Genomic DNA, 15873 nt, shown 5'->3' on the forward strand with positions numbered 1-15873 from the left:
CAGCCGAGGTCGCCCGCGTCGCCTGAACCTAAAGGGGAAAGGGGAAGTCACGCCTCAAGCCGCCTTTCTGCAACAACGCCCGTGCGTTCACCGCCTCGGCCTCACCGGCCAGCTGGTTGCGCTCGATCGTGGCGCCGCGGAAGGTCTCGACGGCGCGCGCCATCGCGCCCAGCTCGTCCCGGCGGGTCAGGCCCGGCGTCTCGGCGGCGGTATCGCCGCGGGCCAGCCGATCCATCATCGCGGTCAGCGCGCGGATCGGACGCCCGATGCTGCGCGACAGCGGCACCGCGCAGGCGACCAGCGCCAGCACTAGCAGCCCCGACCACAGCGCCCCGCGGCGCATCTCGGCCATGAAGTCGGTGTTCAGGTCGTCCACATAGAGGCCCGCCCCCACAATCCAGCCCCAAGGCTCGAACATGCGGGTATAGGACAGCTTGGGCTGCGGCTCTCCGCCTGACAGGCGCTCGACGTGATAGTCGGTGAAGCCGCCTCCCGCCTGCGCGGTCTGGATCATCGCGCGGATATGCAGCTTGCCGTGGGCATCGGTCGCGTCCCAGGCCATCGTGCCTTCGCGCGACAGGTCGGGATGCATGATCCGCAGCCCGCGCGGATCATAGATGAAGACGTAATCGCCGTCGCCATAGCGGATCGCACGCGCGGCCTCGCGGGCGCGATCCTGCGCTTCGGTCACGGTCATCGCGCCCGATTCGGCCGCTTGGGCGAAATGCGCCAGGATGCTGGCGGCGCTGTCGACCTGCACCGCGATCATCGCCTGCCTGTCCTTCCACATCGCGCGGTGCAGGCCCTGCAGCTGCAACGACATGGCCAGCACGCTGAGCAGCACCGCGACCCCGATCATCAGGGTCAGTTTCCGTGAAATTCCAAAGCTCATCCCGCCGTCCTTCGCGCTGTTCCCCTGCCGGAGTAGCGCGCAACCGTGAAGATTCGGTTCACGCGGGCCGGGGGCTCAGGCGGCGGCGACGGCCTCGGCGCGGCACAGCATGCCGAACAGGTCGCGCGGATCGTCGGGGTCGGCGATCATGTCCAGCTGCTGGAACAGGCCCGTCCCCTGCAGGCGGGCGTGGATGTGGCGCAGGGCGCTGAAATCCTCGATGGCAAAGCCCACGCTGTCGAACAGCGTGACCTGCCCCGCGTCGCGGCGCCCCGTGGCCTGGCCGGTGATGACCTGCCACAGCTCGGTCACGGGGTGGTCGGGGTCCAGCTGCTGGATCTCGCCCTCGATCCGGGTCTGGGGCGGATATTCGACGAAGATCCCGGCCCGGTGCAGGATCGCGGGGGCCAGTTCGGTCTTGCCCGGACAGTCGCCGCCGACCGCGTTGATGTGGACGCCGCCGCCCACCATGTTGTCGGTCAGGATCGTCGCGTACTGCTTGTCCGCGGTGCAGGTGGTGACGATCTGCGCGCCCAGGATCGCGGCCTCGGCGGTGTCGCAGGGCACGACGCGCAGCCCCCGACCGGCCAGGTTCGCCACGCATTTGCGCGTCGCCGCCGGGTCGATGTCATAGAGGCGGACCTCCTCGATGCCGCAGACGGCCTTCATGGCCAGCGCCTGGAACTCGGCCTGCGCGCCATTGCCGATCATCGCCATCACCCGCGCGTCGCGCGGGGCCAGCCAGCGGGCGGCCATGGCGCTGGTCGCGGCGGTGCGCAGCGCGGTCAGGATCGTCATCTCGGACAGAAGCACCGGATAGCCCGTCGCCACATCGGCCAGGACCCCGAAGGCGGTGACGGTCTGCAACCCGCGGCGCATGTTGCCGGGATGGCCGTTCACATACTTGAACCCGTATTGCTGCCCGTCGGAGGTCGGCATCAGCTCGATCACGCCGATGTCGGAATGACTGGCCACGCGGGGCGTCTTGTCGAATTCGGGCCAGCGGCGGAAATCGGCCTCGATCGCATCGGTCAGCTCGACCAGAAGGCGCTCGATCCCGACATGGTGGACCAGCCGCATCATGTGATCGACGCTGACGAACGGCACGAGTGCCTGGCGGGAGGGCGGGGTCATCATTCGGCTCCTTCGACGTCACGGGCCGCGCGGCAGTCGCTGCGCGGCATCCTTCTGCGTCAGTATGGTGCGCGGATCGGGATGGATTCAACTGGACGTTCCGCCAATCCGGCAGCATTATCGACCGGATCGAATAGGGTGGCGTGTCGAAATGGACGATCTGGATCAGCGCCTGATGGCGGAACTACGCCGCGACGGGCGCGCCTCGGTGCAGCATCTGGCCGACAGGCTGGGCGTCAGCCGCGCGACGGTTCGCGCGCGCATGGCGCGGCTGCATCAGGATGGCGAGATCCTGGGCTTCACTGCCGTCACGCGCGGCGATCTGGCGGATGCCCCGGTCCGCGGGCTGATGCTGATCGGTATCGAGGGCCGCGGCGGCGAGCGGATCATGGCGCGCCTGTCGGGCATGGCCCAGGTGACCGCGGTGCATTCCACCAACGGCCGGTGGGACCTGGTGGTCGAGATTTCGGCCCAGTCCCTGCCGGAGCTGGACGAAGTCCTGCGCCGCATCCGCAACCTGGACGGGGTGGTGAGTTCGGAGACGAACCTGCTCCTCTCCTCGCGGCGCGCCTCGTCACGGTGGAGTTGAACGGCCCGACCACGTCATGGTGATGGAACGCCGCAGGGTGGGCGACGTTGCGGCTGTGGCGAGATGCACCGGATCGGCGAAGACCGGACCGAGCGGCTGGATATCGGCCCGCGCAGCTGTGGGTCATCGTGACCGCGCGCCCCAAATATGCGTGCCGTCGGCGCGCCGAGGACGTGTCCCAGGCCCAGGCACCCGCGCACCTGATCGAGGGCGGCCTGCCCACCGAGGGCGCCCTCGCGCATGTGCTGGTCAGCAAGTGTGCCGATCACCTTCCCTTGTGCCGCCAGAGCCAGATCCTTGCGCGCGCAGGCATCGAGCTTCACCGCAGCACGCTGGCCGATTGGATTGGCACCGCCGCCTTCCACCTCGGCCCGGTGGTCGATCGGCTGAGCGAACACCTGAAGATGTCGAGCAAGCTGTTCATGGACGAGACGACCGCACCCGTGCTCGATCCTGGCCGAGGCCGGACGAAGACCAGCTACCTCTGGACTTTGGCGCGCGATGACCGCTCATGGGGCGGGGGCGATCCCCCCGGCGTGGTCTTCACCTATGCGCCCGATCGTGCAGGCAAGAACGCAGAGCGCATCTTGCAGGGCTTCGACGGCCTTCTGCAGCTGGATGGCTATACCGGCTACAACCGCCTGACACGTCCGTCCCGGACAGGCTGCGCACCGATCACTGTTGCCCATTGCTGGGCGCATGCCTGACGCAAGCTGAAGGATATCTTAGACCGCGACGGATCCGAGATCGCAGCCGAAGGTCTGTGCCGGCTTGCCGAGCTTCACCGGATCGAAGCCGAGATCCGCGGCATGGGCCCCGGCCAGCGGCTGCTGGCCCTTCAGGCGTGCACTGCGCCGCTGGTCGCCGCTTTTGGCGAATGGCTGCAGGCGCAATGCCGGCGCGTATCGATGAAGTCGCGCCTCGGCGAAAAACTGGCCTATATCCACCGTCACTGGGACGGGCTGCAAACTTTCCTGCGCGATGGTCGCGTCGAGATCGACTCCAACTGCGTCGAGAACCTGATCCGCCCGATCGCCCTGACCCGCAAGAATGCAGTCTTCGCTGGCCATGAAGAGGGCGGTCGATCCTGGGCGCGCATCGACTCCCTGATCACTGAAAAGATCAGTGGCACCGAGCCCTTTATTACCCAAAGGCAATTTCGGAGGCAGTGGCCGCCGGTCACCCATAAGCAACGATCGCGGCGATCTGCTGCCCCGGAACTTCAAGCCTTAACGCTGAAAGCAGGTGCGGCGTCACCGCCGCTTACGGATAACCGACCTCCGTGCCACCCCGCTCAAGTGTCAGCAGACGGCGGCCATCTCCGCGTCACCCTGAAGGTCCAGCCCTCGGGCGGTGGGCGGCTGCCAGCTGGGCGAGCTGTCCACCGCGCCTTGGGCACTGGTTCCCAACTGGGATCCGCCCGTTCCGCCGCTCCACCCGGTCGTTCCCGCGTTCTCCGCCGCCGTGGCGTCGTCCGTGGCGTCAGGCTGCGTTGCCGGTTCGGCCAAGGACTCGGGGGCGGGACAGTCCGGCGTCTCGGCGACCCTGGCGGTCTGTGCCCAAGCCGCCGGGGCGGCCAGCAGTGCGAGGGACAGCAAGGCTGCGCTGATGGGGTTTCGAAGCTGAACGGACATGGGCTGACACCTCGGCTGACTACCTGCGCACCAACACCCGATCGGCGGCACGGGTTCCGGCGCTCAGAACTCCATCATCCGCGGGGTCACCGCGCGGCGCCCGGACTCCGCGACCGACAGCGGGTCCGGTCGTCCGACGGGCTGGGCGCGCGGGACGGGACGGATCGCCGCCTCGAAGCGGAAGCTGGTCAGCGCATCGCCCAGGATCCCGGCCTGGTTCTGCAGCGAGGCGGCGGCGGCGTTCGTCTCCTCCGCGACAGCGGCGTTCTGCTGGGTCACCTGGTCCAGATGGTTCACCCCCGAATTGATCTCGGACAGCGCGGTCGACTGGTCGCCCACGGCTAGTGCGATGGCCGCGACCTGCTCGGAGACCTCGCGCGCCTTGGTCAGGATCTGTTCCAGACTGCCTCCGGTCCGCGTCACCAGCCCCGACCCGCTGCGGACATGCTGCGAGGATTCCTGGATCAGCCCCTTGATCTCGCGCGCCGATTCGGAGGCGCGCTGCGCCAGCCCCCGCACCTCGGAGGCCACGACTGCAAAGCCGCGCCCCGCCTCTCCGGCGCGCGCCGCCTCGACGCCCGCGTTCAGCGCCAGCAGATTCGTCTGAAAGGCGATGTCGTCGATGACCGTGATGATGCGGTTGATCTGCTCGGCCGATGCCTCGATGCGGCCCATCGCGGCCATGGCCTCGCCCACGATGCTGCGCCCCTCCTCGGCGATGGCGCGGTTGTCGCGCGACACGGTCTCGGCGGTGCGCGCCAGATCGGCGGTGGAATGCACGCTGGCGGTCAGCTCGGTCAGGGCTGCGGCCGATTGCTCCAGCGTCGCGGCCTGCGTCTCGGCGCGCGCCGCCAGATCCTGCGCGGCGGAGGTGATCTCCTCGGAGCCGCCGCGGACCTGATGGGCGACATCGACGATGCGGGCCATGGTGGCACCCAGATCGGCCACCACGCCGTTGAAGGTCCGGCGCAGCGATTCGTACTCCTGTGGGAAGGGGTCGTGCGCGGGGTTGGGGATATTCGCAGTCAGATCGCCCGCCGACAGCCGCTCAAGCCCGGTTGAGATGTCGGTCACGATGCGGGCCTGACGCCGGGCCTGAGCCTCGGCCTCGGCGGCGGCGGTCTCGCGCAGCGCTGCGGCGGCGGCGCGCGCTTCGGCCGCGGAGGCCAGACCATCGCGGAACTGTTCCAGGTTGCGCGCAATCGAGCCGATCTCGTCCTTCAGATCGGTCCCCGGAATCGGGCGGTCGTAGCGTTGACAGGCAATGTCCTGCATCGCGTCCTCGACCGCCTGCAGCGGGCGCAGCGCTCGGCGCGTGGTCCACAGGATCAGCCCCGAGGCCACCAGCAGCGCCAGCACCGTCAGCGCCACCGCGACCATGAGCTCGTGGCGCAGCAGCGCGTCGATCGCGGTCATCTCGACCCCGGCATAGAGGACGCCCGCCACCTGCCCCGCCCCATCGCGCACCGGCACGTAGAGCGTCAGATAGGGCTGTTCCAGAATCGTCGCCGCCCCCTGATAGGTCTCTCCGCGCAGCATGGCGGCGTGGACGGGGCCCGTTGGGTCCAGCGACGTGCCCACCGCCCGCGTGCCGTCCGGGCGCTTGACGTTGGTGGTGACCCGCACGAACTCGGCCTTGGCCGCATCCCACCGGAAGATCGTCACCGTCTCGCCGGTCTGGGCGCCGACCGAATCGACCATGGCGTGATCCATCTCGGCGGGGATCGCGTCCCAGACCACGTCGGTCACGATCCGGTCCTCATCGACCTCCGAGGAGAAGCCGGGCATGGCCGTCTCCAGCTCGTGGCTCAGCACGCGCAGGGTCACGCGCTGCGCGCTCTGGGCGTTCTCGATCAGGCTCTCGCGCTGCGACAGGCTGAGCGTCGTGACCAGCACGGCGGCCAGGATCGTCATCAGGCACAGGCTGGTGGCGGTGAGGGTCTGCCTGAGGGTCAGGCGCGGCACGGCGGTCATGGCAGGGCTCCGATGGAAGGTCCAGGGCGCGAGGCTAGCGCCAAGTTGCTAACGCCCGGTTACCGTCGGCGCTTGACGCCCCACCCCGGCCTCCCTTAGGCAGCCAGCCTTTCCCGGACAGGCAGGAGCGCGGACATGGCAGGGCATCACGCCACATTGGGCATCGACTTCGGCACCTCGAACAGCGCGGCGGGGCACGCGCCCGACGGCCGGCCCGTGCTGATCGCGCTGGAGCCGGGCGGGGTGACCATGCCCACGACGGTCTTCTTCGACGCGGCCGAGCGGCGCCTGCTGACCGGGGCCGCGGCCAATGCGGCCCTGCTGGAGGGGCGCGAGGGGCGCTTCATGCGCGCGCTGAAGCGGGTCCTCGGCACGGCGCTCCTGCACGAGCCGCGCCGCATCCTGTGGGAGCGGGTGACGCTGGCCCAGCTAATCACCCGCTTTCTGGCCGAGCTGCGCGAGCGGGCCGAGGCGCAGACTGGCCTGACCTTCCGCCATGCGGTTTCGGGGCGGCCGGTCGTGTTTCACGCCACCGACGATCCGCGCGAGGATCAGGCGCTGGAGGACCTGCGGGCCTGCTATCTGGCGGCGGGCTTCGATTCGGTGGCCTTCATGGCCGAACCCGAGGCCGCGGCCCTGGCCGCCGGGGCGGGTCGGCAGCCCGGCATGGTCAGCCTGATCGTCGACATCGGCGGGGGCACCTCGGATTTCGCCCTGATCGAGGCGCGCGACGCCGGCCCCGCGATCCTGGCCAGCCACGGGCTGCGCCTCGGCGGGACGGATTTCGACCGCACGCTCAGCCTCGATCACGTGATGCCGCTTCTGGGCCGCGGCGGCACGCTGCGCCGCGCCATGGGGCCGGGCCTCGATCCGGTGCCGAACGCGCTCTATGCCGACCTGGCCACATGGGAGCGCATCCCCTTCGTCCACACGTCCCAGAACCTGCGGCTGGCCGCCGAGATGGCGCGGCTGGCGACGCAGCCCGCGCCCATGGCCCGGCTGGTCGCGCTGCTGGAGGAGGAGCTGGGCCATGACGTGGCCTTCGCGGTCGAGGACGGCAAGATCGCCGCGAACGCACGCGACGACGGCGCACGGGTGTCGCTGGCGATGCTGGAGCGGGGCCTGGCCGCCCCCCTGCCCCCCCAGGCCCTGGCCGAGAGCCTGTCGCGCCACGCGGACCCGCTGCGCGAGGCGGCGCTCGCGACGCTGGCGCGCGCGGACCTGGATGCCGCGCGCGTGGACGAGGTCGTCTATGTCGGCGGCTCCAGCCTGATGGCGGTGGTCCCCGAGACGATGCGCGCCCTGTTCCCCGCGGCGCGCCACCTGACGCACGAGGTCTTCACCGCCGTGGCGGACGGTCTGGCGCTGGCGGCCTCGGGGCGCGGCTTCAGGTGATCCGCAGGACGCTCAGCGACGGCTCCGCCCGGCGCATGGCGACGCGCAGCCGCGCCATCAGATGCGTGCGCACATAGGTCGCGTGAAAGCGCGTGGGCGCCCGAAGCTCCAGGCACCCCCCCTGCCCGTCCGGCGCCACCGCCTCCAGGGGCGCGATCCAGGCCTCGAACAGCGCCGGGTCCTCGGCGCTCAGCTGGGCGCGGATACGCGCCCAGACATGGCCGCCCTCCTCCTGCCGGCGGAAGGGCACGACATTCGCGCGTGCCGCGGGCGCCTCCTGGCCGGCCATGCGCGCCACGAAATCCTCGCCGACGTTCGGCCAGGCCGCGCGGCTGTCCAGCAGCATCCGCTCCAGGTCGAGGCCCAGCACCGAGACCCGGCCCCGCGCCCCCTGCCGCTTGACGGTGACCCAGCCCAGCTCACGCAGCCGCGCCATGTCGCGCTTGACGGTCCGTTCGTCCACGCACCACAGCCGGGCGATCTCGCGCTGACCCACGCACAGTTCGTCGCGCTGCCAGTTGTAGCGGCTGGTGATGAGCGCGATCAGCCGCAGAACCAGCCGCTGCCGATGGCCATCCGAGGCCAAGGCATGGGCGGTCAGGGCCGACAGGAGATCGTATTTCCGTGCCGCGGCCTCCCGGCCCACGGGTCGCATCACCTGCATCGTCGCTCCTGCCTGCCGGGGGTCCCGGGTCCTGTCCCGATCGGGTGGGAAGGTCCTGCTCGCCAACGCCTTTCGCCGATCTGTCCGCATTAGCGTCCTGATCGGCGATTCTGTCAAGCAGATAGGCGCACCAGGCCCGGGCCCTGCCCGATCACAGTCTGAAATTCGGGTATCATTGGTATAGGGGGCCATCCAGGACGTCCCGCATTCCGGCTCGAATGTCCCGCAATCTGTCGTGGGCGAGGTCAGGCTGTCCCCCAATCCGCTGCGCGCAAGGTGCCGTTCGGCGGGGTCGGCCCGCCTCCCCTCCCAAGGCCGATTCGGCCAACGGAGGCTGGGGCGCGGCCTTATGCGGATTCAGTGAACAACTCTTTTGCCAAAGACGCAACTTCGGCGTAAAAGCGGAAGAGACAGGAAACAGCGTCCGCAAGAAACAGGCATTCGATGTATACCCATGACGACCTGGCCCGGCTGCAGGCCCAATCGCTGAAGATGCAGGGATGGATCCGGCGGCAGACCTTCAGCCCCGCCAACGAGAAGACGCTGCGCCGCTTCTCCTCCTGGGAGGTGGCGGAGCTGATCTTCCGCATCAACCAGTCGACCTTCCGGGGCAAGCTGGCGGCCGACCCGAACCTTCCCCTCGGGGAAGTCGAGGAGGACGGCCGCCAGCGCTGGTTCAGCCTGGAGGAGGTCAACGAGCTGCGCCGACGGATCCGCGTCGGCAAGAAGTCCCTGATGCCCCCGCGCCCGGCGGGCAAGCGTGCCTTCCGCGCGGCCATCGCGAACTTCAAGGGCGGCGCGGGCAAGTCGACGGTCGCGCTGCATTTCGCCCATGCCGCGGCGCTGGACGGATACCGGGTGCTGGTGGTCGACTTCGACCCGCAGGCGACGCTGTCCCATTCCATGGGCCTGAACGACGTGGGCGAGGACCACACGGTCTGGGGCATCATGGCCCGCGACCTGGAGCGCGAGACGGACCGCATGAACAGCGCCAGCGCCGGGGCCGAGAGCGGGACCGCCCTGCCCCAACGCAAGCTGCCGGCCTCGATCCGCGACATGGGTCTGGGCACGCTGCGGCCGGCTGACTTCATCAAGCCCACCGCCTGGCCCACCATCGACATCGTGCCCAGCTGCGCCAACGCGGCCTTCGTGGAGTTCGCCAGCGCCCAGTACCGGCACCTGAACCCGGAATGGACCTTCTTCGGGGCCGTGTCGCGCTTCCTGGACAGCCTGGCGGACGACGCCTACGACCTGATCCTGTTCGATTGCCCGCCCGCCATCGGCTATCAGTCGATGAACGCGGTCTTTGCCGCGGACATGCTCTATATCCCCTCGGGGCCGGGCTACTGGGAGTATGACAGCACCACGAGCTTCATCGGCCAGCTGGCCGAGGCGCTGGAGGATCTGTCGCACGGGTTCGAGAACTTCCCCACGGGGAAGATCGCCCTGCCCAAGGCCTTTGCCGACATCCGCTTCCTGATGACCCGCTACGAGCCGTCGAACGAGCTGCACCAGGCGATGTTCGGCGCCTTCCGCCAGGTCTTCGGCGAGCGTCTGGCGGCCAACCCGATCGAGCTGACCCGCGCGGTGGAACAGTCGGGACGGTTCCTGTCCTCGATCTATGAGATCGACTATCGCGAGATGACGCGGGGGACGTGGCGCCGTGCGCGGGCCACCTTCGATCAGGCCTATGAGGAATTCCGCGGCCATGTCCTGGCCGCCTGGACCACGCTGGAGGACAAGCAATGAGCCGCAAGCGCCGGATGTTCGACATCGACCTGCCCCAGGACGACGCGGCCGAGACCTTCCCCGCGGGGAAGGACGCGCGCCGCGGGCCGATGGCCGCGGCCATCACCGAGACCGCCGAATCCGCGCGCGACCGCGCCGCGATCGAGGCCCGGATCCGCGCCGAGAATGACGCGCTGGCGCAGGAGCACGTCCGGCTGAAGCGGGCCGGGTTGATCACCGACCTGATCCCGCTGGAGATGATCGACACGACCAAGCTGATCCGCGACCGCCGTCCGGTCGCGGATTTCGACCTGGCCGAGCTGGTCGCCTCGATCCGCGAGATCGGCCTGTCGAACCCGATCCGGGTCGAGCCGGGCGAGGGCGGGCGCTATGAGCTGATCCAGGGCTTGCGCCGGCTCTCGGCCTATCGGCAGCTGCTGGAAGAAACGGGCGATGCCGAGGCCTGGGGGCGCATCCCCGCAGGCATCGCCGCGCGCGGCGACCAACTGGAGGCGCTGTATCGTCGGATGGTCGATGAGAACCTGGTCCGAAAGGACATCTCCTTTGCCGAGATGGCGCAGTTGGCGGTGCATTACGCGATGGACCCGCTGACCCGCGAGACCGACCCGGAGAAAGCCGTGGCGATCCTGTTCAAGTCGGCGGGCTATCAGAAGCGCAGCTATATCCGGAACTTCATCCCGGTGGTCGAGCGGTTGGGTGAGGTTCTGATGTATCCGCAGGAGATCCCGCGCGCCCTGGGCCTGGCCCTGTCGCAGCGGCTGGAGGAGGTGCCGGGCCTGGTTCCGGCGATCCGGACGGAGTTGAAGGACTGGGACACGCGCTCGATCACCGACGAGCTGGCGGTCTTGCGGCGGTTCGCGGGGCAGGGGGGTGATGACGCGCCGGAGGGCGAGGCGCCGCGTCCCCGCGCGGCGGGACCGCAATCCGCGGCCCGCGCCCGCACGACGTTCCAGCTGGCACGCCCGCAGGGCAGCGCGAAATGCACGGCCGCCAACGGTCGGCTGGAGATCCGCCTGCCGCGCGACTTCTCGGCCATCGACCGGCGGCGCCTGGAGGCCGCGGTGGCCGCGATGCTGGACCAGATCGAATGACCTTCCCCGTGGGGAAGCCCTGATACCATGACCTTCCCCGCGGGGAAGGTCATTATGTCTTTGATAAGTAACGTCATTCCGAAAGGGACCAGCGCACAGCGCCCTTGCACAACGTGCAAATCGGCGCTAGCACGGGGAACACACCCCCCGGTCATCAAGGTCCGCCATGTCCCCCGACGAATCCCCCCTGCGCGGCATCGCGCTGAAATGCGCCAGTGTCACCGTCTTCACGCTGATGGCGGCGCTGATCAAGGCGACCGCCGACGAGGCGCAGATCCCGCCGGGGCAGCAGGTCTTCTTCCGGTCGTTCTTCGCGCTGCCGGTGATCCTGGGCTGGCTGGTCCTGCGGCGCGAACTGAGCGTCGGGCTGCGCACCGCCAATCCGATGGGGCATCTCTATCGCGGGCTGGTCGGCACGGCAGCCATGGGGCTGAACTTCTGGGCGCTGGCGCTGCTGCCCTTCCCCGAGGTCACGGCGATCGGCTTTGCCGCGCCGCTGCTGGTGGTCATCCTGGCGGGCATGTTCCTGGGCGAGAACGTCCGCGCCTTCCGCCTTGGCATGGTGGGGCTGGGCCTGGCGGGGGTGCTGATCGTGCTGTCGCCGCAGATCCAGGCCGGCTCGGCGGGCGATCCGCTGCGCATGCTTGGCGCGGTCGTGGCGCTTGGCGGGGCAGGGGCGGCGGCGCTGGCGCAGATCTTCGTGCGCCAGCTGGTCCAGGTCGAGCGCACCTCGGCCATCGTCTTCTGGTTCTCGGTCACCTCGACGGGGCTGTCGCTGCTGACGCTGCCCTTTGGCTGGGTCATGCCGGGGCCGGGCATCCTGGGCCTGCTGGTGCTGACGGGCCTGATGGGCGGGCTGGGGCAGATCCTGCTGACCTCAGCCTATCGCCATGCCGATGCCTCGGTCGTGGCGCCCTTCGACTATCTGGCGATGCTCTGGGCGGTGATCCTGGGCTGGGCCGTCTTCAGCGAGGTGCCGGGGGCGGCGGTCCTGGGCGGCGCGGCGCTGGTCATCCTGGCGGGCATGCTGATCATCTGGCGCGAGCATCAGCTGGGCCTGGAGCGCCGCCGTCAGCGCAAGGCCACGCCCCCCGCCTGAGGCGCCGACAGGCTGCCCACCACGGCGACCAGGTCGCGGAAGCGTTCGCCCTGGACCAGCACGTGGTCGGTCATCGCCTGCGCCGCGCCGCAGGCATCCCCCGCCGCGATGGCTTGGGCGATGCGGCGATGTTCGGCCAGCGAGTTCGCCACCCGCCCCGGCGATTGCAGCTGCCGCCGCCGATAGGGTTGCAGGACGGCCTGCAGGCGCAGCGTCTCGGCCTCCAGGAAGGGGTTGTGGGCGGCGCGATAGATCGCCTGATGGAAGGCGGTGTTCTCGGCATAGTAGCGGTCGGGGTCGTGGCGCGCGCCCTCGCAGGCGGTCAGGGCGGTGTCGATGCGGGCCAGGTCCTGCGCATCGGCCCGCCTGCAGGCCAGCCGCGCGCAGAAGGATTCCAGCTCGGCCATCAGCTCGAACCGGTCCATCAGCTCGGGCACGCCCAGCTTGGCCACGAAGGTCCCGCGTTTGGGCTGCACGATCAGCAGGCCCGAGGCCTCCAGCGCCTGCAGCGCCTCGCGCACGGGGGTGCGCGAACAACCGTAGTCGCGCGCGACCTGATCGGGGTCGATCTGCTGGCCGGGGGTCAGGCGCCCGTCCACGATGGCGTTTTCCAGGGCAAGGCGGATGCGCTGCGCGGTGGGAAGGGTCATGTCGGCACCTGTTCTGTCCTGCATTTCACCGCAGCACTTGCAAAAAGTCCATCATCGCCGTTGTTGTATACATCAGAGATGAATTAGTGTATATCAACGGCGGGGAGGATCATCATGGGCAAGCAGAGACTGGGATTCCTGTCGGACTTCGTCGAGGCGATCACGCGGCGCAAGCGCGGCGGCGAGGCCGAGACGCTGAAGGCGCTGGCGCGCCCCGCATCCGAACGCGCGAGGGTGGCCTCGGCAGTGCTGATGGGGCGGATCGGGGATGCGGCGCGGGTCGCGGTGGCCGAACAGGCGCTGTCGGCCTATGCCGAGCTGGACGCCCAGGAGCGGCTGGCGTTCTTTCGCAGCCTGCGCGACGATCATGGCGTGGATGCCGACGCGATCCGGGCGGCCTATGCCGCGTGGGACGCCCGGCCCGATGCCGCGGGCGTGGCGCATCTGTTCGAGGTGGTCGAGCCTGCCCGCCAGACCCTGCTGCGCCGGTTGAACATGGCGCCCGGCGCGACGCTGCGGCTGGTGCGGATGCGTCAGGACCTGCTGGCCGCGATGCGCGTGGAGCCCGATCTGGCACCGATCGACCAGGATTTCGCGCATCTGTTCGCCAGCTGGTTCAACCGCGGTTTCCTGACCATGCGCCGGATCGACTGGAACGCGCCCGCCGCGATCCTGGAAAAGCTGATGGAATACGAAAGCGTCCACCAGATGCAGGGCTGGCCGGACCTGAAGCGGCGGCTGGCCGACACTGACCGGCGTCTCTATGCGTTCTTCCACGCCGCCACCGGGGACGAGCCGCTGATCTTCGTCGAGGTCGCGCTGACCCAGGGCATGCCCGACGCGATCGGCCCGATCCTGACCGCGCCGGATGCGCGCGAACCGGCGGCGGCGGACACGGCGGTCTTCTATTCGATCAACAACAGCCTGCCCGGGCTGAAGGGCGTCAGCTTCGGCAACTTCCTGATCAAGCAGGTGGTGGCGCAGCTGTCTGCGGACCTGCCCGAACTGCGCTGCTATGTGACGCTGTCGCCGGTGCCGGGCTTTGCCGCCTGGCTGGCCACGCAGGACGATGCGGCGGAACTGCGCGACGCCCTGGCCGCGGGCTGGGACGATGACGCGGTGGCGACGCTGCGCCCGCAGGTCCTGGCCTGGGGGGCGCGCTACATCGCCCAGGCCAAGGCGCGGGGCGGGCTGCCCGCCGATCCGGTGGCGCGGTTCCACCTGGGCAACGGGGCCTGCGCGCATCGCCTGAACTGGCCCGCCGACCTTGCGCCATCGGCGCTGAAATCGGCGCATGGGCTGATGATCAACTATCTCTATGAACTGGACCGGATCGAGGACCGGCACGAGGCCTTCGTGCGCGACGGCGAGGTGGCGCTTGGCGCCCAGATCGCCGAGGCGCTGCAGGCGTGACGACATTGACGGAGGAGACGGACATGCAGACCATCCACGACCATTTCATCCAGACCGCCGAGGTGATGCAGGGCAAGACCCTGTTCGAACGCCCCGGCCAGCCCGACATCAGCTTTGCGCAGATGCGCGGCATGGTCGAGGCGCTGGCGGGCGCGCTGACCGCGGCGGGCGTGGCGCCCGGCGACCGCGTGGCCGTCCAGGTCGAGAAATCGCCCGAGGCCATCGCGCTGTATCTGGCGACGCTGCAGGTGGGCGGGATCTTCCTGCCGCTGAACACCGCCTATACCGGGGCCGAGATCGACTATTTCATCGGCGACGCGGCACCGCGGCTGTTCGTCTGCGACCCCGCGCAGCAGGCGTCGCACGCGCACCGGGCCGGGGACGCGCTGGCGGTGCTGACGCTTGGCGCGGACGGGCAGGGGACGCTGGCCGAGCGAGCCGCCGCGGCCACCCCGCGCGAGGACGCGCATCCCTGCGGGCCGGACGACCGGGCCGCGATCCTCTACACCTCGGGCACCACGGGGCGGTCCAAGGGGGCGGTGCTGACGCATGGGAACATGGCCTCCAACACCGAGGCGCTGCTGGAGCATTGGCGGTTCGATGCGAACGACCGGCTGATCCACGCGCTGCCGATCTTTCACACGCACGGCCTGTTCGTGGCCGCCAACATGGCGCTGGTCGCGGGCGCCACGATGATCTTCCTGACCAGGTTCGACGCCGAACAGGCGATCGACCTGATGGACCGCGCCACCGTGCTGATGGGGGTGCCGACCTTCTACACCCGCCTGCTGAAATCGCCGCGCCTGGACCGCGAGACGACCGCGAACATGCGGCTGTTCGTGTCCGGGTCGGCCCCGCTTCTGGCGGAGGATCACCGCGCCTTCACCGAACGGACCGGGCATCGCATCCTGGAACGCTACGGCATGACCGAGACCTGCATGATCACCTCGAACCCCTATGACGGCGATCGCATCGCGGGGGCGGTGGGCATGGCGCTGCCCGGCATCGCCGTGCGCATCACCGACCGAGAGACCGGCGCGCCGGTCGCGCCCGGAGAGATCGGCCTGATCGAGGTCAAGGGGCCGAACGTCTTCGAGGGCTACTGGAACATGCCCGAGAAGACCGCGGCCGAGTTCCGCCCCGACGGGTTCTTCATCACCGGCGATCTGGGCACGATCCAGGAGGACGGCTACCTGCGCATCGTCGGCCGCGACAAGGACCTGGTGATCTCGGGCGGCTACAACGTCTATCCCAAGGAGGTCGAGGAGGCCATCGACGCGCTGCCCGGCGTCCTGGAAAGCGCCGTGATCGGCCTGCCCCATCCCGACCTGGGCGAGGCGGTGACCGCCATCGTCGTGCCGAAATCGGGCAGGTTGGACGCGGACGCGATCCGCGCCGCGCTGACCGGTCTGGCGCGGTTCAAGCAACCCCGGCAGGTGATCGTCGTCGACGCCCTGCCGCGCAACGTCATGGGCAAGGTGCAGAAGGCCGAACTGCGCAAGGCGCATGCGGGGCTCTATTCGCAGGCCATGGCCTGACATCCGGCCGACCGCGCGCGTCGAGGAGGGCGCGCGCGGATCATCGGCCCA

Annotated in this window: 13 protein-coding genes and 1 pseudogene; 8 read left to right on the forward strand and 6 right to left on the reverse strand. The window is 69.4% G+C overall.

The annotated features are described in order from the left end of the window. Positions 1–28 precede the first annotated feature (28 nt). Together AC2SGK_RS15280 and ocd are read right to left on the reverse strand one after the other, a co-directional pair. Positions 29–892 carry a cache domain-containing protein gene (locus AC2SGK_RS15280; RefSeq protein WP_488324362.1) on the reverse strand — a complete coding sequence of 288 codons (864 nt, stop codon included), beginning with the start codon at positions 890–892 and terminating at the stop codon, positions 29–31. 75 nt (positions 893–967) lie between these two features. Next, positions 968–2026, reverse strand: coding sequence for an ornithine cyclodeaminase (ocd, locus tag AC2SGK_RS15285; protein WP_488324363.1), 1059 nt, complete (start codon positions 2024–2026; stop codon positions 968–970). Positions 2027–2177: 151 nt separating this feature from the next. On the opposite strand from ocd, the gene AC2SGK_RS15290 reads away from it, so the two are divergent. Together AC2SGK_RS15290 and tnpC are read left to right on the forward strand one after the other, a co-directional pair. Then, positions 2178–2615, forward strand: coding sequence for an Lrp/AsnC family transcriptional regulator (locus tag AC2SGK_RS15290; protein WP_488324364.1), 438 nt, complete (start codon positions 2178–2180; stop codon positions 2613–2615). A 48-nt stretch (positions 2616–2663) separates the two neighbouring features. Further along, positions 2664–3848, forward strand: a pseudogene (gene tnpC, locus AC2SGK_RS15295) (IS66 family transposase); the annotation flags it as partial. 68 nt (positions 3849–3916) lie between these two features. Here tnpC and AC2SGK_RS15300 read toward each other — a convergent pair. Beyond that, complete coding sequence (locus AC2SGK_RS15300; protein WP_488324365.1) at positions 3917–4213, reverse strand: hypothetical protein; 297 nt, start codon at positions 4211–4213, stop codon at positions 3917–3919. A 99-nt stretch (positions 4214–4312) separates the two neighbouring features. Then, a complete protein-coding gene (locus AC2SGK_RS15305) occupies positions 4313–6214 on the reverse strand; it encodes a methyl-accepting chemotaxis protein (RefSeq protein WP_488324366.1) in 1902 nt (633 codons plus the stop codon). 144 nt (positions 6215–6358) lie between these two features. Here AC2SGK_RS15305 and AC2SGK_RS15310 point away from each other — a divergent pair, with 144 nt between their 5' ends. Beyond that, entirely contained in the window at positions 6359–7618 is a 1260-nt protein-coding gene (locus AC2SGK_RS15310) for an Hsp70 family protein (protein WP_488324367.1), read from the forward strand. Here AC2SGK_RS15310 and AC2SGK_RS15315 read toward each other — a convergent pair. After that, positions 7611–8282 carry a DnaA N-terminal domain-containing protein gene (locus tag AC2SGK_RS15315; protein WP_488324368.1) on the reverse strand — a complete coding sequence of 224 codons (672 nt, stop codon included), beginning with the start codon at positions 8280–8282 and terminating at the stop codon, positions 7611–7613. The two genes, AC2SGK_RS15310 and AC2SGK_RS15315, sit on opposite strands and share 8 nt — an antisense overlap. Positions 8283–8726: 444 nt before the next feature. Here AC2SGK_RS15315 and AC2SGK_RS15320 point away from each other — a divergent pair, with 444 nt between their 5' ends. From AC2SGK_RS15320 to AC2SGK_RS15330, 3 genes are all read left to right on the forward strand, one after another. After that, positions 8727–10031, forward strand: coding sequence for an AAA family ATPase (locus tag AC2SGK_RS15320; RefSeq protein WP_488324369.1), 1305 nt, complete (start codon positions 8727–8729; stop codon positions 10029–10031). Beyond that, positions 10028–11122: a ParB/RepB/Spo0J family partition protein gene (locus tag AC2SGK_RS15325; RefSeq protein WP_488324370.1), complete on the forward strand. Its 1095-nt coding sequence runs from the start codon at positions 10028–10030 to the stop codon at positions 11120–11122. The genes AC2SGK_RS15320 and AC2SGK_RS15325 overlap by 4 nt, the downstream gene beginning before the upstream one ends. Positions 11123–11288: 166 nt before the next feature. After that, complete coding sequence (locus AC2SGK_RS15330) at positions 11289–12221, forward strand: DMT family transporter (protein WP_488324371.1); 933 nt, start codon at positions 11289–11291, stop codon at positions 12219–12221. Here AC2SGK_RS15330 and AC2SGK_RS15335 read toward each other — a convergent pair. Then, positions 12194–12871, reverse strand: a complete 678-nt coding sequence (locus AC2SGK_RS15335; protein ID WP_488324372.1) for a GntR family transcriptional regulator — start codon at positions 12869–12871, stop codon at positions 12194–12196. The genes AC2SGK_RS15330 and AC2SGK_RS15335 overlap by 28 nt on opposite strands. Before the next feature lie 114 nt (positions 12872–12985). Here AC2SGK_RS15335 and AC2SGK_RS15340 point away from each other — a divergent pair, with 114 nt between their 5' ends. Together AC2SGK_RS15340 and AC2SGK_RS15345 are read left to right on the forward strand one after the other, a co-directional pair. Continuing rightward, on the forward strand, positions 12986–14284 hold the full coding sequence (locus AC2SGK_RS15340) for a malonyl-CoA decarboxylase domain-containing protein (protein ID WP_488324373.1): 1299 nt from the start codon (positions 12986–12988) through the stop codon (positions 14282–14284). Between the two features lie 23 nt (positions 14285–14307). Further along, positions 14308–15822, forward strand: coding sequence for a malonate--CoA ligase (locus tag AC2SGK_RS15345; RefSeq protein WP_488324374.1), 1515 nt, complete (start codon positions 14308–14310; stop codon positions 15820–15822). The last annotated feature ends 51 nt before the right edge of the window (positions 15823–15873 follow it).

The organism is Paracoccus sp. NIOT.M2S5SZ12 (assembly GCF_057748165.1).

Coding starts and splice junctions, on each gene's coding strand:
- AC2SGK_RS15280 (WP_488324362.1), bottom strand. CDS start 892: ATGAGCTTTGGAATTTCACGGAAACTGACCCTGATGATCGGGGTCGCG.
- ocd (WP_488324363.1), bottom strand. CDS start 2,026: ATGACCCCGCCCTCCCGCCAGGCACTCGTGCCGTTCGTCAGCGTCGAT.
- AC2SGK_RS15290 (WP_488324364.1), top strand. CDS start 2,178: ATGGACGATCTGGATCAGCGCCTGATGGCGGAACTACGCCGCGACGGG.
- AC2SGK_RS15310 (WP_488324367.1), top strand. CDS start 6,359: ATGGCAGGGCATCACGCCACATTGGGCATCGACTTCGGCACCTCGAAC.
- AC2SGK_RS15315 (WP_488324368.1), bottom strand. CDS start 8,282: ATGCAGGTGATGCGACCCGTGGGCCGGGAGGCCGCGGCACGGAAATAC.
- AC2SGK_RS15320 (WP_488324369.1), top strand. CDS start 8,727: ATGTATACCCATGACGACCTGGCCCGGCTGCAGGCCCAATCGCTGAAG.
- AC2SGK_RS15325 (WP_488324370.1), top strand. CDS start 10,028: ATGAGCCGCAAGCGCCGGATGTTCGACATCGACCTGCCCCAGGACGAC.
- AC2SGK_RS15330 (WP_488324371.1), top strand. CDS start 11,289: ATGTCCCCCGACGAATCCCCCCTGCGCGGCATCGCGCTGAAATGCGCC.
- AC2SGK_RS15335 (WP_488324372.1), bottom strand. CDS start 12,871: ATGACCCTTCCCACCGCGCAGCGCATCCGCCTTGCCCTGGAAAACGCC.
- AC2SGK_RS15340 (WP_488324373.1), top strand. CDS start 12,986: ATGGGCAAGCAGAGACTGGGATTCCTGTCGGACTTCGTCGAGGCGATC.
- AC2SGK_RS15345 (WP_488324374.1), top strand. CDS start 14,308: ATGCAGACCATCCACGACCATTTCATCCAGACCGCCGAGGTGATGCAG.